Annotated in this window: 18 protein-coding genes and 1 pseudogene; 1 reads left to right on the top strand and 18 read right to left on the bottom strand. The window is 27.9% G+C overall.

All coding sequences use genetic code 11. The features are described from left to right. Positions 1 to 171 precede the first annotated feature (171 nt). Together HCG76_RS08240 and HCG76_RS08235 are read right to left on the bottom strand one after the other, a co-directional pair. Positions 172 to 1548 (bottom strand): sucrose-specific PTS transporter subunit IIBC, encoded by a 1377-nt coding sequence (locus HCG76_RS08240; RefSeq protein WP_221699872.1) that lies wholly within the window; start codon positions 1546 to 1548, stop codon positions 172 to 174. 352 nt (positions 1549 to 1900) lie between these two features. Then, entirely contained in the window at positions 1901 to 2899 is a 999-nt protein-coding gene (locus HCG76_RS08235; protein ID WP_221699871.1) for a LacI family DNA-binding transcriptional regulator, read from the bottom strand. A 362-nt stretch (positions 2900 to 3261) separates the two neighbouring features. Here HCG76_RS08235 and HCG76_RS08230 point away from each other — a divergent pair, with 362 nt between their 5' ends. Continuing rightward, entirely contained in the window at positions 3262 to 4167 is a 906-nt protein-coding gene (locus tag HCG76_RS08230; protein ID WP_221699870.1) for a hypothetical protein, read from the top strand. Between the two features lie 42 nt (positions 4168 to 4209). Here HCG76_RS08230 and smpB read toward each other — a convergent pair whose 3' ends face one another. The 16 genes and pseudogenes from smpB to kdpC all read right to left on the bottom strand — a co-directional run bounded on the left by smpB (position 4210) and on the right by kdpC (position 22465). Then, positions 4210 to 4680 carry an SsrA-binding protein SmpB gene (gene smpB, locus HCG76_RS08225; protein WP_195988641.1) on the bottom strand — a complete coding sequence of 157 codons (471 nt, stop codon included), beginning with the start codon at positions 4678 to 4680 and terminating at the stop codon, positions 4210 to 4212. Positions 4681 to 4850: 170 nt separating this feature from the next. After that, a complete protein-coding gene (gene rnr / locus HCG76_RS08220) occupies positions 4851 to 7073 on the bottom strand; it encodes a ribonuclease R (RefSeq protein WP_221699869.1) in 2223 nt (740 codons plus the stop codon). A 235-nt stretch (positions 7074 to 7308) separates the two neighbouring features. Next, positions 7309 to 7539 (bottom strand): preprotein translocase subunit SecG, encoded by a 231-nt coding sequence (gene secG / locus HCG76_RS08215; RefSeq protein WP_221699868.1) that lies wholly within the window; start codon positions 7537 to 7539, stop codon positions 7309 to 7311. A 110-nt stretch (positions 7540 to 7649) separates the two neighbouring features. Continuing rightward, positions 7650 to 8729: a lysylphosphatidylglycerol synthase transmembrane domain-containing protein gene (locus tag HCG76_RS08210; protein ID WP_221699867.1), complete on the bottom strand. Its 1080-nt coding sequence runs from the start codon at positions 8727 to 8729 to the stop codon at positions 7650 to 7652. After that, the gene (locus tag HCG76_RS08205; RefSeq protein WP_221699866.1) at positions 8722 to 9405 is read right to left on the bottom strand and encodes a polysaccharide deacetylase family protein; all 684 of its coding nucleotides are present in this window, start codon (positions 9403 to 9405) and stop codon (positions 8722 to 8724) included. Before HCG76_RS08205 ends, HCG76_RS08210 begins: the two co-directional genes overlap by 8 nt. 2 nt (positions 9406 to 9407) lie before the next feature. Next, positions 9408 to 10481 carry an MGDG synthase family glycosyltransferase gene (locus tag HCG76_RS08200; RefSeq protein WP_221699865.1) on the bottom strand — a complete coding sequence of 358 codons (1074 nt, stop codon included), beginning with the start codon at positions 10479 to 10481 and terminating at the stop codon, positions 9408 to 9410. A 230-nt stretch (positions 10482 to 10711) separates the two neighbouring features. Next, entirely contained in the window at positions 10712 to 12007 is a 1296-nt protein-coding gene (gene eno, locus HCG76_RS08195; RefSeq protein WP_221699864.1) for a phosphopyruvate hydratase, read from the bottom strand. A gap of 210 nt (positions 12008 to 12217) precedes the next feature. Continuing rightward, positions 12218 to 12802 carry a protein kinase gene (locus HCG76_RS08190; protein WP_221699863.1) on the bottom strand — a complete coding sequence of 195 codons (585 nt, stop codon included), beginning with the start codon at positions 12800 to 12802 and terminating at the stop codon, positions 12218 to 12220. A gap of 197 nt (positions 12803 to 12999) precedes the next feature. Then, positions 13000 to 14397, bottom strand: coding sequence for a glycoside hydrolase family 1 protein (locus tag HCG76_RS08185; RefSeq protein ID WP_221699862.1), 1398 nt, complete (start codon positions 14395 to 14397; stop codon positions 13000 to 13002). Between the two features lie 193 nt (positions 14398 to 14590). Further along, a complete protein-coding gene (locus tag HCG76_RS08180; RefSeq protein WP_221699861.1) occupies positions 14591 to 15301 on the bottom strand; it encodes a GntR family transcriptional regulator in 711 nt (236 codons plus the stop codon). A gap of 201 nt (positions 15302 to 15502) precedes the next feature. Then, positions 15503 to 16369 carry a DegV family protein gene (locus tag HCG76_RS08175; RefSeq protein ID WP_260458076.1) on the bottom strand — a complete coding sequence of 289 codons (867 nt, stop codon included), beginning with the start codon at positions 16367 to 16369 and terminating at the stop codon, positions 15503 to 15505. Positions 16370 to 16525: 156 nt separating this feature from the next. Next, positions 16526 to 18058, bottom strand: a complete 1533-nt coding sequence (gene gpmI / locus HCG76_RS08170) for a 2,3-bisphosphoglycerate-independent phosphoglycerate mutase (RefSeq protein ID WP_221699859.1) — start codon at positions 18056 to 18058, stop codon at positions 16526 to 16528. Positions 18059 to 18324: 266 nt separating this feature from the next. Next, positions 18325 to 19024: pseudogene (locus HCG76_RS08165) on the bottom strand (response regulator). A gap of 23 nt (positions 19025 to 19047) precedes the next feature. Then, positions 19048 to 20451 carry an ATP-binding protein gene (locus tag HCG76_RS19060; protein WP_370778827.1) on the bottom strand — a complete coding sequence of 468 codons (1404 nt, stop codon included), beginning with the start codon at positions 20449 to 20451 and terminating at the stop codon, positions 19048 to 19050. 50 nt (positions 20452 to 20501) lie between these two features. Beyond that, positions 20502 to 21761, bottom strand: a complete 1260-nt coding sequence (locus tag HCG76_RS19055; RefSeq protein WP_260458074.1) for a sensor protein KdpD — start codon at positions 21759 to 21761, stop codon at positions 20502 to 20504. A 185-nt stretch (positions 21762 to 21946) separates the two neighbouring features. Beyond that, positions 21947 to 22465, bottom strand: a complete 519-nt coding sequence (kdpC, locus tag HCG76_RS08155) for a potassium-transporting ATPase subunit KdpC (RefSeq protein ID WP_221699858.1) — start codon at positions 22463 to 22465, stop codon at positions 21947 to 21949. Positions 22466 to 22474: the final 9 nt, after the last annotated feature.

Here is a 22474-nt window from a genome sequence, read left to right as displayed (position 1 = left end):
TGGACACATCCTTTCTTAACTAAATATTATTTTAACTTAGTTCGTCTTAATGTGTCCACTACTTTATACTAACACCACTTACTTTTTAAAATAAACTCACTACTAATATGCGTTCGTAGAAGTAACTTTATTCTATTAATTATAAATATAAAATCTTAGTTAAATTTATAATTAAGCTTCTTCTTTAATTCCCATTATCATAGTAGCTGCAAAAGCAACACCTATTGCTATAATCATTCCTATGATATAGTTTAACATTGAAGTAGAATTTGTTATTGCTATTCCTGGTATTCCAGTAACACCAACTGCAGTCATTCCAACCTTCATGGCTACTACATATGCACCACCTACAGCACCACCTATTGCTGCACCTATAAATGGAGTTTTATATCTTAAGTTAACACCAAATATAGCTGCTTCAGTTATACCAAATAATGTACTTATTGCTGATGGAAGAGCAACAGCCTTCATCTTTTTATTTTTAGTTAATAAGAATGCTGCAAAACAAGCTCCACCTTGAGCTACATTTGCCATTGACCAAATTGGTAATAATGTATTTATACCAGTATCAGCTAAAAGCCCAAGTTCTACAGCATGGAAGCTATGATGGATACCAGTTATAACTATTGATGAATATGCTCCACCAAATAAAAGCCCTGCTATTATTCCAAGCTTCGTTATGGCAAATGTTAAGAATGAACTAATTCCAACTCCAATGATATTAGCTGCTGGTCCTATAACTGCTAAAGCTAAGAATCCAGTTATTAATACTGTTATTAATGGAGTTAATAATATATCTAGTAATTCTGGAACAATTTTTCTAGTTCCTCTTTCTATATATGACATAATAAATACTACAAGTAATATAGGTAACACAGTTCCTTGATATCCAAGTAATGGCATATCAATTATTCCTAAAACTTTAATAGTTTCATATCCAGCACCTTGATCCCATGCATTCATTAAAGCTGGATGAATCATAATTCCACCGATTGTTGCTGCCAAATACGGATTAGCTCCAAATACCTTTGCTGCACTTATAGCAACTAATATTGGTAAGAATATAAATGCTGCTGAACTAAACCAATCAAGCATCATCCACCACCAAGTGTTTGTATATTGATCTAATCCAAACTTACTTAGCATTCCCATTATACCCATTAAAAGTCCTGCTGCAACTATAGCTGGTATAATTGGTACAAATATATCAGATAATATTTTAGCTAACTTTTGAAATGGGTTTAATTTCTTAGCACCTTCTTGTTTTACTTCTGCTGTGCTCATTTCAGTTATTCCACAAATTTTTATTAGCTCTGCATATACTTTATTAACAGTCCCTTGTCCAATAATAACTTGGAATTGTCCCCCATTAATAAATGCTCCTTTAACTATGTCTAGTTTTTCCAGCTCTTCTTTATTAGCTAAACCTTGTTCTTTTAATACCATTCTTAATCTTGTTGCACAATGTGCTGCACTTGCAATGTTTTCTGCACCACCGATATATTTTAATATATCTTGAGCTGCATCATAATACTTGTTAGACCCCATTTTAAAATCCTCCTTAATAATTTTATAATCTTATAATTTCCTTGTATTAAAGGACTTATTCGCATAGTGGTAATGTTCCCACAATATTTATTTAAAAATGTGGTAATGTTCCCACCATTTTTATAAATTGTTTTACGTTTTCATTTTTGTCTTACTAGTTATGTCGAAATTTGTTATTATTCAATTTGAATATGATTATATAATTTAATTTTATATAAGTCTATAGTTTATTTAAAATTTTATATAGGAAATTTATAGTGTTTTTATATAAATTTATTATTTTTAATTTTAAATAGTTTTTATATAGGAACATTCCCACATAAAAACCATTTAAAACCTTTTCATAACCATATTATACACTATTTCTTTCAACTAGTAAACAATTTATCTTTACTTTTTTTACCACTTTTTCTTTTTTATCTATTTCATTATTTAGCTTTTTTAAAATTATCTCTGCTGCTTTTCTTCCAGCCGTTTTATAGTGATAATGTACTGTTGTAAGCTTTGGTGTTATTACTCTAGAAATCTTAGAATCTCCCATACCAACTACTGCTATATCCTCTGGCACCTTATAATTATTATCTAATAAATACTCTATTGCCCCTAGAGCTAAATTGTCAGTAACAGCAACAATTGCTGTAGGCGTATTTTTGCCTTCCATTATCTCTTTAGCTAGCCTATATCCACTTTCCTCATTAAAATCACCAATTTTAATATTTTCATAATTTATATTAATATTATTTTTTTCAAGAGTCTTTATGTAAGCTTGTTTTCTATAAAGTCCAACAGCTATATCTTCTTCATAGACACCAATATAACCTAATTTTTCATGACCTTTTTTAATTATATAATTAGTTATATCTTCTGTTGCTTGAAATTCATCAAAAAATACAGATGAACACTCTTTAATATCCTGTGCAACAACAACTATTGGAACTTCTAAACTTTCAATTGCTTTTACATGTTTTTCTGTTACTTTAGTTGCCATAAATATTATTCCATCAACTTGATTTGATTTGAATATATTAAGATATTCTAACTCCTTCTCTATAGATAAATTTGTATTTGCTATTAAAATATCATATCCATTAGGTGATAAAACTTCTGTAATTCCTTCAACCACCCTTGCTGGTGTTTCACTGCTTATCTTAGGAACTATTACTCCAATTAAGTTAGTTTTTTTAGTTCTCATCCCCTTGGCTTGTCTTTGAGGCGTAAAACCTGTTTCATCAAGTACTTTCTTTATTTTTTCTCTTGCTTCTTCACTAACATATCCATTATTTAAATATCTAGAGACAGTAGATTTTGATACTCCTGCTAGGTTTGCTATGTCAATTATATTTAATGCCATTAACCTTTTTCCTCCATTATTTTTGAAATCAATTACTATTTTATCATTTTTTAAATACTTTCACACTTAATTCTTAATATTTTTCCCTTATTATTATGAAATATATTCTTAAAAAAATAAATATATAACTTCAATTAACTTAATCAAAATTTGCAGCTTCACTCATATAGGAATAATTTCACTTATATATTTGTATATTAAAATAATTGTTATTTTAAATTTGGTAAATAATTCTTTCAAAATAGATAATACTATATATAGTACTTTTTCTATAATATAACTTGTTTTGAATTTATTATTTATAAGTACTTTTAACTAAATTATAATTTTACTTATGGATTTTCACTTAAAGGAGTGATATTATGCCAAACGATAAAGATAATAAATCTAAAATAGCCATTAAAAATATCATATTTAAAGTATTTTATTATATTTTAATAATAAACTTATTTGCTTATTTTTTCTATTGTATAGGTAAAGTACATCCTAGTAATTATGTTTCTAAAAATAAACTATTAAATAGCATAAATATTAGTACTAGTGTTGGTAGCTTTGATAATTCTAATATACCTGAAGATTCTATCGATCCATATGAAGATGAATTAAACGCCTTTATAACATCAGCTTTTAATACAAGAAATGATGGTTTTTTAAATGGTAAAGTTTCACGACTTTATGATTATTACGGTACTTCTTCAGCAAATGGTCAATATTCGCTAAGCTATGAATTTAAAAGAATTTCTTATTTGAGGGATTGGGCTTTAGAACGAGCTATAATTTTTACTTCAATTAATTCATTAGTAATTATAAATAATATTATTAGAAATGATAATAAAATTATTGTTGATTTAGATGAACACTATACTTTTAACTATATACACAACAAACAAGTTGCTGCAAATAAATTCACCTTAACAATTCCACATATATTAACTCTTTATACTACAGATAAATCTAATAATTCTTTTTATATAGATAAAGATTATTATTCTGATATATTTAATGATGATTTAGATAATTATATTTTTACATTATCTGAAGTAACTTTACCTTATACAACAAGAATTAATCCTAATTATGAGGTATCTAGCAGTTATAAGGAAGATGATATTATCCGCTTTGATAAATCATTTTTTACAGACCATAAAGCAATAATTTCTGGATATGATTCTAATGGGTATCCTTTAATAGATAGTAATTTATTTAACATTTCAAATATGCCCTTTGATTTGGGTTGGAAAGAAAAAAACATAAAACTTTCTTATTAATAAAAATAGCTCAATAAGTACAATTCTTATTGAGCTATTTTTTTAATATCTATTTCTTTCTTTCATTTGACGTTCAATATCTCTCTTATGAGCTTTTTCTAACATTGAATCTCTCTTATCATAATTCTTTTTACCTCTGCAGATTCCAAGAGCAACCTTAACTCTTCCATTCTTTAGATATAATGATAATGGAACTAATGTATATCCATCTCTAGATACTAATCCTGCAAGTCTACCAATCTGCTCTTTATGAAGTAAAAGCTTTCTCTCTCTTAATGGTTCAACATTAAATATATTTCCTTGTTCGTAAGGACTAATATGCATATTTAAAATAAATATTTCCCCATTTTTTATATCAGCATAACAATCCTTTAAATTACATTTACCACCTCTAATAGATTTAACTTCTGTCCCTACTAATTCAATTCCCGCCTCCATTGTTTCTTCAACAAAATAATCATGACGAGCTTTTCTATTTTCAGCTAAAGAATTACTATTTTTAACTCTTGCCATACTCTCACCCACTTTTTATTACGCGTTTTTCTTAATTATATCAAGAAGCATTTAAAAGTACAACACAGATAAATTACGAAGCAATTTATTTAGTGAAGAGTGAATAAGTAAGAGTGTTTCGCACTTTTATTCAATTACTCATTAAACTCTTCTTCCGGTTCAAATCCTTCTTAAACATCAAAAGCTTCTTCTTCTGGTTTTGTTCCAAACTCTTTTTTTACTTCTGCAATTATTGAAGCTGTTTCTTCACTTGGTACAATTTCTTCTAAGTTTTGTTCACTATCTAATATATCAAAGAAGATTTCTCTATTATCAATATCAACTTTAGCACATTTTACTTTTACAGAATCTCCAAGTCTATATATTTTTCTTGTTCTTTGTCCTAATAACATTAAATGTTGCTCATCATAAACATAATAATCATCATCTAAATCAGTTATATGAACAAGTCCTTCTATTGTATTTGGAAGTTCAACAAATATACCAAATGATGTAACTGAAGAAATAATTCCTTCGAACTCTTCTCCAATTCTATCCATCATATATTCTGCTTTCTTTAAATCATCAACTTCTCTTTCAGCTTCTTCTGCAAGTCTTTCCATTTCTGATGATTGTTTAGCCGCTATATCAACTATAGGAGCTAATCTAGTAGCTCTTTTTTCATCAATTTTACCATTTAAATATTCCTTAATTATTCTATGAATTTGTAAATCAGGATATCTTCTTATTGGTGATGTAAAATGACAATAGTAAGTTGCAGCTAATCCAAAGTGTGCTGAACATTCAGGCGTATATTTTGCCTTCATCATACTTCTTAATAAAAGAGTACTAACTACTGTTTCTTCTTTTTTACCCTTTACTTTTTCTAATACGTCTTGAAGAATTCTTGGATGGATATCTTGAGATACTTTCATTGTATATCCTAAGTTATAGATGAAATCTCTAAATTTCTCTAATTTTTCTTCATCTGGGCTTTCATGAACTCTATATACAAAAGGTAAATTAGTCCAGAACATATGCTCAGCAATAGTTTCATTACAAACAAGCATAAATTCTTCTATCATTCTATTTGCTATTTCTCTTTCATAAGGCTTTATATCAATTGGCTTACCATTATCATTTAATATTATTTTAGATTCTTCAAAGTCAAAATCTATAGCCCCTCTTTTCATTCTTTTTTCTCTAAGAATTAAACATAGCTCTTGCATTGTTTTAAAATCATCTATTAAGTAATCATATCTCTTAATAAGCTCTTCATCATTATCTCTTAATATTTTAGTAACATCTGTATAAGTCATTCTTTCAGATGTTTTTATAACTGTTTCAGCTATTTCATGATCACAGACTTTTCCCTTATTATCAATACTCATAAAACAACTTAATGCTAATCTATCAACTTGTGGGTTAAGTGAACAAATTCCATTAGACAGCTTTTTAGGCAACATCGGTATAACTCTATCTATTAAATATACAGAAGTACCTCTTTTTAACGCCTCTTTATCTAGTGGATTCTTTTCTCTTACATAATGTGTAACATCTGCAATATGAACACCTAATCTATATTTACCATTATCTAATCTTTCTATAGAAACAGCATCATCAAGATCTTTTGCATCCTCACCATCTATAGTAACCATTCTAAGATTTCTAATATCTTTTCTTCTTTGAATTTCTTTTTCTTCTATTTCTTCAGAAATCCCCTCTGCATATGCTAAAACCTTTGGTGGAAACTCTTCAGGAAGACCATATTTCTTTATTATAGTTAAAATATCTAGACCCTTTTCTCCCTTTTGGCCTAAAACTTCTTTAACAATTCCCTCTGGGCTTCTTCTTTTTTCTGGCCATTGAGTTACTTCTACTATAACTACATCTCCATGTTTAGCTCCATTTTTATCTTTCTTAGAAACAAATATATCTTGATTTAATCTAGTATCTTCAGGAACTACAAATCCAAAATTTCTACTATCTTCATATATACCAATTATTTTATTATTTGCTCTTTCAAGTACTTCTACAACTTCACCTTCTCTTTTCTTACCATTAACATCATCTCTAGTAATTTGAACAAGTACTCTATCATTATTCATTGCTCCATTAATAAATGAACTTGGAATAAATACGTCTCTTTCCCCTTCTTCTTCCGGTATTAAAAATCCAAATCCTTTTTTATGAGCTTGAAGCTTACCTTTTATTAATCCTAATTTTTCAGGAACTGCAAATTTATCCTTTTTAGTTCTTACTATTGAACCTTCTAATTCCATTACCTTTAATGCTCTCTTAAAAGCTTTATACTCATCTGGATTAATGTCAAAAACTGAAACAAGTTCTTGAATATCCATTGGTCTATATGCTTCTTCTTTCATGAAACTAAGTAATGTTTCTTTTATTCTCATGTACTGTCCTCCGTTTAAAATTATATTTAACCTCATCCAATATTTTCTTATACACACTATTTATTATACTACCACATGTATGTTTTTTTATTCAATAAGTAGTACTTTAAATATCTATATTATAGTTTATTCATCTTTGTCACCTTTAAACACAGTATGAATAAATTGCGAAGCAATTTTATTCAATTTTTATATAAAAATAGACCACTAATACTAGTGGTCTACGTTATATTTTTTAAATTATATTTAAAACTACTGTATTGATAGCAAATAAAAGCATTGAAACTATAGTAACTTTAACTAACATAGCTTCCTTAGTCTTTGATTTATTCTTAGTAAAGAATGTCTCACTTTTACTACCTTGAATTAACCCGCTTAAAGCATCAGCTTTACTCTTTTGCATTAATATTGAAATAACAACTATTAATCCTAAAACCGCTTCTAAAACAAATAAAAAAGTCTTCACGGTTACACCTCCCATATTGTACTTTCGTGCATTTTCACTTAATTTTATCATACCATATTAAATATTATATATCAAGATTATTTACAAATAACTCCATTATTATACAATTGTTACTTATTTACTAAAGCTTTATTATTGAGTTTACTTTTATTTAACCAACTTATATTTCTATTTTTTCTAGATACTTTAATAAAAAGTACAATTAATCCACTTATTATTACAAATGAATAAAAACTAATTCCTCTACTTAATAGCATTGCCGAACTTAAAGTATTTGCTGGAAATAATGTCTTAAATAAAGTTAAAAATCCACTTTCGCTACTTCCAACTGATCCTGGAAGAGGTATAGCTGATACAGTAATAAATAAAATTGATTGCATTGAAAAAACAGTAAAAAATGAAAATGTTGAAAGATTAAATGCTTTATATACAAAAAATGTTACACTATACATAAAACAAATTTGAGCAAATGCTGTTAATACTACCTTAACTATAACACTTTTATTATTTTTTATAAATAATGCACTTTCTTGATATTGCTTAACTTCTCTTTCTACTACAGATCTTAATTTTATTGAATTTATAAACTTTATTTTACTAGTTACTTTAAAAAATATATTTACTATCTTACTTATAAAATTATTAGAAAATATAGCTAAAACTATAAAACAAAACATAATAAAGTTAAATATAATTCCAACAAAAATTAATACTTTAATTCCAGTATTTAAACTTATAATAAAATCACAATTAATAATAAATGATATTATAGCAATAGATATTGTAACAAACTGAAAACTTGCAAGCTCTATAAGTAATATTAATGATGAATGTGAAAATTTAATATCATCTTTACTCATATAATAAACTTGCATTGGCTGTCCACCTGATGCTGATGGTGTAATTGAACTAAAGAAAAATCCTACAAATGAATATTTTAATCCCTTTAAAATACTTATATCATAGTTAAATAATTTCAACATACGTCTAATATTTATTCCTTCGCAGCAAATAAATATAAACATACATACCATGCCTAAAAACACATATATTAAATTAACATTTTTTAAGGATTCCATTATATTCTCTATACTATTATCTTTAAATAAAATAAAAAATGTAATAGCAATTAATCCTACAAACAATATACTACTCCTTAAAATTTCTTTTACACTCATAGTTTTATTCATAAAGTTCTCCTACCTTCAAAAATTTATACCCTTCTTCCAGCCAAATAGGTATTGTTTTTTCTAAAGCTTCAATGGTTCTTTTAGGCGCTTCATTTTCTCCTCTTCCATCATGCAAACAAATAATACTCCTATTTTTAGATTGTTCTAGTAATCTTCTTGATATTTCATCTGCTGTTATATTAGCCTTCCAATCACCTATAATTACATCCCAAAGAACTAATTTTAAGTCATGCTTTTTTAAATTATAAATAGTTTCTAAATTAAGATGTCCCCATGGAGGTCTAAAAGATTTTACATTTACATTTAAGCTTTTCATTATTTTTAAACTTTCTTCAAACTCTTTATTTGTATATATAGGTCCATTTAAAAGACCATTTTTATGCTCTAAAGAATGAAGTCCTATAGTATGCCCTTCTTTTTCCATTCTCTTTATGATTGCAGGATTTTTTTCTGCAAATTTAGCTACAACAAAAAATGTTGCCTTTATATCATATTTTTTAAGCAAATCTAAAAGAGTACTTGTATACTTTTCATCTGGTCCATCATCAAATGTTAGTGATAAAAACTTATTCTCGCTTACTTCATTAACAATAGGAGTTCCCCTAAATTTATAATAAAATGTAGGAACTATGCTATATGACACTATTAAAATTAATACTACAATTGTAAATATCATTCTTAAGCCTCCTTTCCAAATCTATTTATAATTCTTAAAATCTCTTCTTGATTAACATTTTCCTTAATTTTTTTCATATTATTTTTCATAATCTCTATAGACTCATCATCATTAATAATAGACAAAATATCATCTGTAATATCATCCTTCTCATTCCAAACAACTTGTCCGATTCCTCTTTCCTCAATAAATCTTGCATTTTTAACTTCTTGCATTAAAAATGGATTTACAACATAAATTGGCGTTTCACTATAAATAGCTTCAAACAGAGTTATACCTCCTGATTTAGACACTATTAAATCCGCATTTCTCATATACTCATTTATTTTATTTGTATATCCTATAACATTAATATTTTTATATTTACTTTTTAACTCTTCATACATACTTCTATTGTTCCCAGTTATGATAGTGGTCTTTATATCTTTTTCATTATTTAACTTATTAAATAAATCTTCATTAAAGGAAATTAAGCCTAATCCTCCACCCATTATAAGAATTTCTTTTGTTTTTTTCTTATTAAATTCTATAACATTGTTTTTAAACTGTTGTTTAACTGGAATTCCTGTAACAATTATTTTACTTTCGCTAATTCCTTTATTAATTAAACTTCTCTTTATACTTATATCTCCAACAAAATAGAAATCTGTATTTTTATGAATCCATTCATTATGACTTGAAATATCAGTTATAAATGTAAATAAAGGAATATTAGATTTCTTTATTGACTTATACTTAGAAATATATTGAGAACTTATAGGTAAAGTTGAAATAATTATATTAGGTTTATATTCTTCTAATAGTTTATCTATTTTTTTTACAAATATATAATTAAAAGTTTTTATATTATTTTCTTCATTATTTGTATTTATAAAATTATATAAATTTGACCATTTAGTTACTAATACATTAAAGCTTTTATAAATTAATTCACTTGCCTTTGGCATTAAATAATCTAATATATCAATAATCTCAACTTCTATATTTGAATTAGTATTATTTATTTCTTGTTTTATAGCTTCTGATACTGAATAATGTCCAAGACCAAAACGTCCTGTGAAAATTAATATTTTCATATCTACTTCCCCCAAGATTCTTTCTGTAATTTAATTATAAAAACTAAATCTTAACTTTTATTAACTCTTAATCTTAAGAATTCCTTATATAAATAACTCTAATTCTTAATATTTCATTAACATTTAAGTTACAGTTTGTTTTAAATATACTTTTACAATAAATATTCTAAAAAAATAATGGCAAACAGCTCAATTTATAATAAACTTGCCATTTGCCATATTAATAACTTTTATTCTTTTATATTAAAGAAAGCTTTCTTTCCTCTATATTCTGCTACGTCATCAAGTTCTTCAGCTATTCTTATTAATTGATTATATTTTGCAACTCTTTCTGATCTTGCTGGAGCCCCAGTCTTAATTTGTCCTGCATTAACAGCAACAACTAAGTCTGCTATAGTAGTATCTTCTGTTTCACCACTTCTATGTGAAATAACTGCTGTATATCCAGCTCTATTAGCCATTTCTATAGCATTTAAAGTTTCTGTTAAAGTACCAATTTGATTTAATTTAATAAGAATTGAATTAGCAACTCCTCTATAAATTCCATCTTCTAATCTTTGAGTATTAGTTACAAATAAGTCATCACCAACTAATTGAACTTTCTTACCTAATCTATCAGTAAGTAGCTTCCAACCTTCCCAATCTTCTTCTGCCATACCATCTTCAATTGAGATAATAGGATATTTATTAACCCAATCTTCAAAGAAATCAACCATTTCAGATGCAGTTAAAGTTTTTCCTTCATGTTCTAATACATATTTACCATCTTTATAATATTCAGATGAAGCAGCATCTATAGCTATAAATATATCTTTTCCTGGTTCATATCCTGCTTTTTTAATAGCCTCTAAAATAACATCAATAGCTTCTGCATTACTCTTTAAGTTTGGTGCAAATCCACCTTCATCTCCAACACCTGTTGAATATCCTTTTTCATTTAAAGTTTTCTTTAATGCATGATAAACTTCTGCACAAGCTTGAACTGCTTTATCAAAATTATCAAATCCTACTGGCATAACCATAAATTCTTGAAGGTCAACTGAATTATCAGCATGAGATCCACCATTTATGATATTCATCATTGGAACTGGTAATACCTTTGCATTAACTCCACCAACATATTGATATAAAGGTAATCCTAAATAATTAGCTGCTGCTTGTGCTACTGCTAAAGAAACACCAAGTATAGCATTAGCTCCTAATTTACCTTTATTATTACTTCCATCAAGTTCTATTAACATCTTATCAATATATGTTTGATCAAAAACATTACATCCAATTAATTCTTCAGCTATTGTATCATTAACATTTTCAACAGCTTTTAAAACACCTTTACCCATATAGTAATCTTTATCACCATCTCTTAATTCAACAGCTTCATAAATACCTGTTGATGCTCCTGATGGTACTGCCGCTCTTCCCATTGTTCCATCCTCTAGATAAACTTCTACTTCTACTGTTGGGAAGCATCTAGAGTCTAATATTTGTCTTGCTACGACATCTACAATTTCAACAAAATTTTTCATTTTATATCCTCCTTATTTTTAACATTAAATGAAATATTTTATTATCCTATCTAATATCTACCCATCTATTTTTTACAATGGTCTTAAATAATATTCCTCTATTCCTTCAAATTTTTAATTTAGTCAGATAAAACTTCCTTCGAGGCACATAAAAAAAAGGCTGATTTTCAACAATCAACCTTTGTCCATTTGTCCAATGAGCATATAGGCTTAATATTCCCTTGCATAATATTGATTAATTTTTTCTTCCCATTCTGCTCCTCTTCTTTTGTCAATTATATAAATTCCTCTTAAAAACTCCTCTAACACATCTATTCCATCAAGACCTTTCATTAAGTGCCTAGGATAATCAACTTTTCTTTTATAACATTGTTTTGGATCTATAACTTTTAACCTTTGATTTTTATCTACATATATATCTCTGCATCTTGCATCTAATTTTGTAAATTTCAATGACTTAAATTCATTAATTAACCTATATAAATTATATATAAGCTGCTGACTTAATCCATTCTCTTGTATATAATCATCTAATCTTTCCCCATTTACCATATCTCTTAATATATAATAGTCTCCACTCTTATATATCTTAGGAAAATATTTAGATTTCTTTACTCTATATAATATTTCTGCTTCACTCTTACAAACATTTTTGTCTGTAAATATTTTTATAGCTCTATTCCCAGGTACTTCATAAACAATTCCATTATGTCCTTCACCTAATAACTTTGCATCTTTAAATAGACTTTCTATATCTTTATCGAAGTCTGCTGAATATGCATATGTTCTTGCCATTATAACCTACCTTAATTAATATTTATACTATTATATTAATTACAATATAAATTTATAACAAAATAAGTTAGAATAAAAAATGTAAAGCACCTAAAAATATAATTAAACTATAATTGCATATTTTTGTTTATTTTTATAAATTGTAGGCAAAAAAATAGAGAGAACTTATTAGTTCCCTCTTGATATATTAATATTAATTAAAATCCATTATTTTCTGCTACTTCTTTAATCCATCTACCTGATTTTTTTATTGTCTTCTTTTGACTTGCTAAATCTACTGCAATATATCCATATCTATTCTTATAAGCATTACACCAAGACCAACAATCTATTGGAGTCCATGAATGATATCCAAAACAATTTGATCCCTCTTCTATTCCCTTGTGTAAATATTGTAAATGCTCTTCAAAGAATTCAATTCTATAATCATCTTGTATTGATCCATCTTCACCTATATACTTTTCTTCACCTTCAACACCCATTCCATTTTCAGAAATGTACCATGGAATATTATTATAGTTGTCTCTAATGTTTACTGCAATATCATACATGGCTTTAGGATATATTTCCCAACCTCTATATGGATTCATTCTTTTTCCTGGCATATCATAATAATCAAAGTACTTTTCAGGCATCCATCCCTTTGTATTATCAATTTCTGATTCTTTTGCTTTTACTCTTCTTGGTTGATAATAATTTACCCCTAAGAAATCAACAGTATTTTCTTTTATAATATTTAGCTCTTCATCTGTACTTTCCCATAAAATATTTTCTTCTTTTAATAATTTAACTAAAAGACTTGGAAATTCACCCTTTACTGCTGGATCTAAGAAAGAATAATTAAAGATTGTATCTGCAACCTTTGATGCATATAAGTCTTCCTCACTATTACTTCTTGGATAAGCCGGCGTTAAGTTAAGTACTACTCCTATCTTTCCACCTTCCTTTCTACATCCTAACTCTTTAAATTTACTAATAGCCTTTGCAGATGCTAAATTTAAGTTATACATAGTTTGTATAGCTTTTTTTCCATCAACTATCTTTGGATAATGAAATTCATATAAATACTGTCCTTCAACTACTACCATTGGTTCATTGAAAGTTGTCCAATGTTTTACTCTATCACTAAACAATTTAAAGGCTGTCTCTGCAAATTTTACAAATAAATCAACAACATGCTTTGATGTCCATCCACCATATTTATCATATAATTCAACTGGTAAATCAAAATGATGTAAATTCATTACTGGAGTCATTCCATTTTTTATAGTTTCATCTATAACATCATTATAAAATCTTATTCCATCTTCATCAGGTTCTCCTGTTTCTAAATCCTTAATAAGTCTTGTCCATTGTATTGAAGTTCTAAAACTATTTAATCCAATCTCCTTTAACATGGCTAAATCTTCTTTATAGCTGTTATAAAAGTTTGATGTTACTTCTGGTCCAACTCTATCAAAAAATATTTCTGGTTCTATTTCATACCAATAATCAAATACGCTTTTATGTGGCTTATTAAATGATCCTTCACTTTGTGGTCCTGATGTTGCTGAACCCCACCAAAAATTTTCTGGGAATATATATTTTTTATCCATAATTACCTCCTAAATTTTCAAATACCTTTTATATCTAAATTATATATATCTTTAATTAACATGTCTATACTTTTAATTAACATATAATTACTTTTATATATTTTTCTGAATTTATCCATATAAACTAGAAAATTTACAAAATAAAAATAAGTCATTAAACCTAAATAATCTAAATTGATTTAATGACTTATTTTTATATAACTGTTATTGTTTTAAATTCATATTTATCATATCTATGTCTAGCAAATGAATATTCAAAAGCTCTTCCATTTTCTAAATAAGCAACTCTTTCCACTTCAATAACTGGCTCATCCGCATTTAACTTTAATGAATCTCTATCAAGTTGTGTACTTTTATCAGCTCTTATAGTAGAGTGTGCACTTTGAATTTTTAATCCTAACTTATCTTTAATATAATTATATATTGACCCTTCTACATCTGACATTTTTATATCTGGAATTACGCTTATAGGCATATATGTTTTTTCTATAACTAAAGCCTCATTATCAACATATCTAACTCTATATATAAAATATACGAAGTCACCTTCTTCTATTTTTAAATTATTAGCTATTTCACGTTCTGCTGGAATAACCTTAAACTCTAAAATTTTACTAGTTACCTTATGACCTAAATTATTATTAGTTAGTCCTGAAAATTGTCTTTTATCTATTATTCCATGTATCTCTTTTTCAGTAATATCCTTAATAAAAGTACCAGATCCTCTTCTTTTTACTATTAACCCCTCTGATACTAATAAGTCTAGTGCTTTTTTTACAGTCATTTTACTAACATCATACTTATTACATATCTCTTTTTCAAATGGTAACCTTTCATTAGGCTTATACACACCATTAAGTATATCCGCTTTTATATCACTTGCAATTATTTCATATTTATTCATTAACTCACCTCCCTTTTAGAATTTATTTATATATATTATAACATAAAGCCGGCCTTAGCCGACTTTATCAAATTAATTCTATACTATAAATATCTCAAGTTGTTGTTTAAGCAATAAAAAAATAGGACCATATTAAAATTACTATTTCACAAGTTCACTAACTTGCTCAATACATATATTTTAATATAGTCCAATTTATACTTATCTATTTTCACCTAAAAATAATACTGCTAAAACTCCTGGTCCTGCATGAGCTCCTATAACATTTCCAACATAGTTAATAACTACATTTTTAAATTTAACTTCTTCTAATATCATATCCCTTAAAGTTTCTGCATCTTCTAAACAATCTCCGTGACATATATATAAAGTTTCATTCTCACTATTTGCAGCTTTTTCTTTTGCCTCATTAACTAAGAATCTTAAAACTTTCTTTTTCCCCTTAATTTTTTCACCTTGAGCTACTTTTCCTTCATCATCTATATATAATGATGGTTTAATATTTAAAAGTCCTCCAATAGCTGCTGTAGCACCCGAAATACGTCCACCTCTTTTTAAGTGACTTAAACTATCTACTACAAAAGAATGTACAACTTTCTTTTTATTTTCCTCTAACCAAGTAGCTATTTCTTCTACACCTAATCCTTTATTTCTCATTTCACAAGCTTTAACTACTAATAAACCTTGTCCACTAGCAACACTAAGTGAATCAATTAAAAAAATCTTTGCATCCGGATATTCTTCTAATATATTATTTCTTGCTATATTAGCACTATTAAAAGTACCACTTAACGCTGAAGATATTGTTATACAAATTATAGAATCTCCATTTTGTACAGATTTTACAAACTCTTCTTCAAATTCATGAGCATTAACTTGAGATGTTGTAGGCGTAGCCCCTTCTCTCATTTGTTCATAAAAATCCTTATAGCTTAATGTTTTACCTAAGTCATCTTTTATTACTTCCCCATTTAAGTTTAATACTAATGAAAGTAAGCCTATATTATTATTATCTATATATTCTCTTGCTAAATCACACGACGAATCTGTTATTATTTTTATTGCCATAATCTTCATCCTCCACTAACTCTATAAATAGTTGTGTTTTTGTCTTAATGAGATTATATATACAAATTACATCGTTGTCAAATCTTTTGATTCTCAAAGTTTTTGTTTTGTATTTTAATCAAAAAAAGAGAGGCTTATGCCTCTCTAATATATAAACTATTTAATTAATGATTCACCTGTCATTTCAGCTGGAACATCTAAGCCCATTACTGTTAACATTGTTGGTGCTATATCAGCAAGCTTACCATCTTTTAAAGATTTACCTTCTGTATTATTAGATACCCATACAAATGGAACTGGATCAGTTGTATGTGCTGTGAATGGATTTCCTGTTGTGAAATCAATCATAGTTTCAGCATTTCCGTGGTCAGCAGTTATGAATACTGTTCCATCTAATTCTAAAACTTTATCTACAACTCTTCCTAAGCATGTATCTACAGCTTCAACAGCAGCCTTAGCAGCTTCCATTACTCCTGTATGTCCAACCATATCTGGGTTAGCATAGTTTAATATAACCATGTCATATTTTCCTGAATCTAATCTATTGATTAATTCATCTGTTAATTCTGGTGCGCTCATTTCTGGTTTTAAGTCATAAGTTGCAACCTTTGGAGATGCAATAAGAGCTCTATCTTCACCTTCGTTTTCTTTTTCAACACCACCGTTGAAGAAGAATGTAACGTGAGCGTATTTTTCTGTTTCTGCTATTCTTAATTGATTTAATCCCTTAGAAGCAACATATTCACCTAAAGTGTTAGTTATAGCTTCTGGTCTGTAAGCAACTTCAACACCGTCTAAAGTCTTATCGTATTGAGTCATTGTTACAAATGTTAAATCTAATGTTTCTCTTTCAAATCCTGTGAATTCTCTATCATTGATAGCTCTAGTTATTTCTCTAGCTCTATCTGGTCTGAAGTTAAAGAATACTACTGAATCTCCGTTTTGGATTGTTCCAGTTGGAGCTCCGTTGCTTTCGATAACGCATGGTAATACGAACTCATCTGATTTATTATCAGCATAAGATTTTTCCATACATTCAACAGCAGATGTAGCAGTTTCACCTTTTCCAAGTACCATTGCATCGTAAGCTAATTGTACTCTTTCCCATCTGTTATCTCTATCCATTGCATAGTATCTTCCTGAAATAGTAGCAATTTTACCTACTCCGATTTCAGTCATGTAGTTTTCTAATTCAACTACGAAGTCTTTTCCTGAACCTGGAGCAACGTCTCTACCATCCATGAAGCAGTGAACATATACGTTCTTAACTTCTTGTTCTTTAGCTAATTTTAATAATCCTTTTAAATGATCTATATGAGAGTGAACTCCACCGTTAGATAATAATCCCATTAAATGTAATGAAGTATTATCTTTCTTTGCATTTTCCATAGCTTTTAATAAAGCTTCATTCTTGAAGAATCCACCTTCGTTTATTTCCTTAGTTATTCTTGTTAATTCTTGATATATAATTCTTCCTGCACCGATGTTTAAGTGTCCAACTTCTGAATTACCCATTTGTCCATCTGGTAATCCAACAAACATACCACTTGCTTGTAATTCTGAGTGAGGATAGTTAGCAACTAATCTATCATAATTTGGTTTTTTTGCAGCAGCAACTGCATTTCCATCGCTCTCTGGAGCTATTCCAAATCCATCTAATATCATTAACATTACAGGTTTCTTCGCCATAATTCCCTCCAAATATATATATACTTTTTTAGTTTCAAAAAAAGTGATAACTTTGTGAGTTTCATTATGAAATTAAAGTATGTTGAATCTCACTTGTCATTAGTATCTTTAATTGAACCATGTTTATTATACTATAATTATTATTACTAAACAATATAGATACTTTTTTGTAAACGATTGTCTAAAAAATTTTCTGATAATTTATTTTTTACTAAAAGAGGCAAAAATATTTAATTATTTTGAAAACACTAAAAAGATTATTAGACTTATTCATCTACTAATCTATATCCAACTCCAACTTCAGTTAATAAAAATCTTGGGTTTGCTGGTTCTTTTTCAATCTTTCTTCTTATATTAGCCATAAAAACCCTTAAAGATTGATTTTCACCACCAATTACCCCTCCCCATACCTCTTTAATAATATAATTATGAGTTAATACTTTCCCAGCATGCTTAACTAACAAAGCAAATATTTTAAATTCAATTGGTGTAAAGTGAACCTCCTCCCCCCTGAATCATTATCCTTCTTTTCTCTAAATCTACTTCTAATCCATCAACATTATAATTATTTACTATTTCTGAACTTTCTTTATTTCTTCCTACTCTTCTTAGTAGTACCCTTACTCTTGCAAGAAGCTCTCCCATACTAAATGGCTTAGATAAATAATCATCAGCACCCAAGTCCAAAGCATCTATCTTATCTCTGTCTTGTCCTCTTGCAGATACTATTATGATTGGTGTATCTTTAAACTCTCTAATTTTTCTAATTACCTCTATTCCATCCATATCAGGTAATCCTAAATCTAGTATTATTAACTCTGGATTATAAGACATTGTCAATGCTATAGCCTCATTACCAGTACAACCTTCTATAATCCTATATCCTTGTGTATCTAAAGATATTTTAATAAAATTTCTAATAGCCTTTTCATCCTCAACTACTAAAATCATAGTATTATTGTTCATAATTACACTCCTAATTATAAATTTTACTCAACAGGTAATGTAAATATAAATTTTGCTCCACCTGCTTCATTATTCCTAACCTTTATATCTCCACCATGAGCTAAAACAATAGATTTACATATGGCTAACCCTAGTCCTACTCCTCTTCTAGAGTCTGCATTATTCTTATTGCCTTTATAAAAGGTTTCAAATAAATGATCTATATCATTTTTATTTATTCCAGGGCCATTATCACTTATTTCAAAATAAACATTATTCTTATTTCCATAAACCTTTATCTTTACTACAGAACCTTCTGGAGTATACTTTACTGCGTTATCAACTAAATTAATTATTACCTGTTCTATGAGTTTTCCATCCATTGGCACAAATAATACATCTTGTGGAATATCCACAGTTAATTTATGATTATTTAATCTACTTTTCAAATGTTGTATAGATTCTGATAATATTTCTTCAACTATTTCTGGATTCTTTTTAATTTCTAACTTTCCACTTTCTATTCTCGTCATACTTAATAAGTTTTCAACTAACCTTATTAGCCATTCTGAATCATTATTAATTTCTTTTACAAGATCAATCATAACCTCCCTACTCAACTCATCATAAGAAGATAAAATTAAATTACTAGAACCTGCAATACCTGTTAATGGTGTTCTTAAATCATGAGAAATTGCTCTTAATAAATTGCTTCTTAATTGCTCTCTTTCAAATTCTAGCTTAGTTTCTTCCTTTTCTTTAACTAACTCTTCTCTATCTAAAGCTAATGACATCTGTGCTACTACGGCTTCAATTAAGCTCATATCATCTTTATCAACATCATCATTTCCAAAGTAAACTCCAAGAACTCCAAATATTTTTTCCTTAACTATTATTGGTATATAGTATACCTCACTTCCATTATGAGTATCTGTTCCTCTACCTGCCCTTTTCCTATTATTTAGTACCCAATATGCAATTTCAAAGTTCTTTTCATTACTTAATTGCTCTTGTCTAAAATTATTATTTATATTTTTTATAATATAATTGCCAGTTAAAATACCTTTTTTAGCTTCAAAGCATATAGTATCTCTTCTTAATCCTTGAGCAAGATGAGTAATACCAGTATTAATTATATTTTCTTCTCCTGATAAGTTAATAAAACTTCTACTTATTTGATATAACATTTGAGCCGCTTCTTCACGTTTTTCAAATATATCAGCTTGCTCCTTAATCCTAGTAGTTAAAGTTGATGTTATTGTTGCAACTAACACAAAAAACGGGAAAGTTACTAAATAAGTAGGATCATCGAACTGTAATGTTAATTTAGGATGTGTAAAGAAAAAATTAAAACATATTACATTTATAAAAGCAAAAATTATACCAATTGCATATCCCTTAGTATTAACAGAAATAAACAATATAGCTAGTATATATACCAATAATATATTAGCTTCTGCAAACCCTCAATAATTTATAATAATAGCTATAGTAGTTGCTAATAAAGAAAATGTAATTGCAATAATAATTCCCTTTTACTAAAATATAATTTATCCCTTAGTGTTTTATCCTTAATATTAAATTTTATTTTTTTAGGCATTGGTTTTATTGAAGTTGGAATTACATGAACTTCAATATGTTTAACCTTTTCTATTAATTTATCTACTATATCTTTTCTATTGATTTTTAATAATGCTTTTTTACTTGATACATTTCTTCCTATTATTATTTTAGTTACATTTCTATAATTACAAAATTTTATAATTGCTTCCACAATATCATCACCATGGATCATTTCAACTATAGCCCCTAGTCTCTCTGCTAAATTTATATGTTCTCTTAGTCTTTTCTTTTCTTCATCAGTCATAGTTTTAGAATTTAAATTTCCTACATATAAAGCTATCCATTCTGTTTTAAATGAAGATGCCATTCTAGCTGCATTCCTTATAACAGTTGATGATGATGGTGATGAACTTATACATGCCACTATTTTTTCCTTTGTAGGTAATATATCAATGTTTCCCTTTGATAATCTAGATATTTGAACAACACTATTAACTGTATCTGCAGTTTTTCTTAATGACAATTCTCTTAATGCCTTTAGATTATCATCAGTAAAAAAGTTACTTTTAGCTTTATCCACATTTTCTTTTTTATAGATTTTACCTTCATCAAATCTCTTTCTTAAATCACTAGTAGCTATATCTATAAGCTCTATTTTATCAGCTTTATCTACAATATAATCTGGTACTGTTTCTTTAACAAAGACACCAGTAATACTTGCTATAACATCATTTAAACTTTCCAAATGATGAACATTTAATGTAGTATAAACATTTATACCTGCATCTAAAAGCTCCTCAATATCTTGCCATCTTTTTTTATGCCTAAATCTTGGTGGATTAGTATGGAGCAATTCATCTACCAATAATACATCCGGACTTCTTTCTAATGCAGAATTAAGGTCAAATTCATCAATTTCTACACCTTTATAATCAACTTTTCTTGTACTTAAAATTTCTAACCCATTAATTAATTCTAATGTATCTTTTCTTGTATGTCTTTCAATATATCCTACTACGACATCAACATTATTATTTTTTAATTCATGTGCTTCTTGCAGCATAGCATAGGTTTTTCCTACACCAGCTGCATATCCAAAAAACACCTTAAGCTTTCCTTTTTTTAAATAGCCCTCTTCGTTTTCTACCATTTTTAATAACTGTCTCAAATTAGGCCTATTATCCTCTTCCATCATTAATTATCACCCCAAAATAATGTGAAAATTTCACCGCTTCCCGGAAAAGTAATATTCCATTTTTCGTTCTCACTGTAGTTCGCAGTTTTATTCAATAGCATAATTATACCAATTCCATTCATAAACCTCTATCTATTTTGTACTTCATCTAATTTTAAATTTAGTTCAACTACATTAACATAAGTTTACCCAAAGAAGCCTAAAATCCTTTTTTGTTTTACTTCATCTATTATATCTTGAACTTCTTTTTCACTCATATTTCTTGCTTCTGAAACTCTCTTAACTTGATATTCTGCTGCAGCTACTGATATATCTGGATCTAAACCACTACCTGAAGCTGTTACTAAATCTACTGGAATTTTCTCCTCTGTTCCATTATATTTTTGTAATTCTTCAACTCTTTTTGCTATAATTTCTTCTATCTCATCTCCTGCAGGTGTTTTATTCGAACCAGCACCAGCAACTCCATTATAAGGATAATCTGCTGTTGCTGATGGTCTTCCCCAGAAATATTCTGGTGATGTAAAGTTTTGTCCTATAAGCTTTGATGCTACCACTTCTCCATTTTTTTCTATTAGACTTCCATTAGCTTTATCTTTAAAAAATGTTTGAGCACATACAGTTATAAACGTTGGATATATAACTCCTACAATTAAAGTAAATATTAATAAAATCCCTAAAGATTTTTTAAATACTTTCCACATATCTTTTCC

Source organism: Clostridium sp. K13 (genome assembly GCF_019734195.1).
Classification (GTDB): domain Bacteria; phylum Bacillota; class Clostridia; order Clostridiales; family Clostridiaceae; genus Clostridium.
This window is presented reverse-complemented; position numbering and strand designations above follow the sequence as displayed.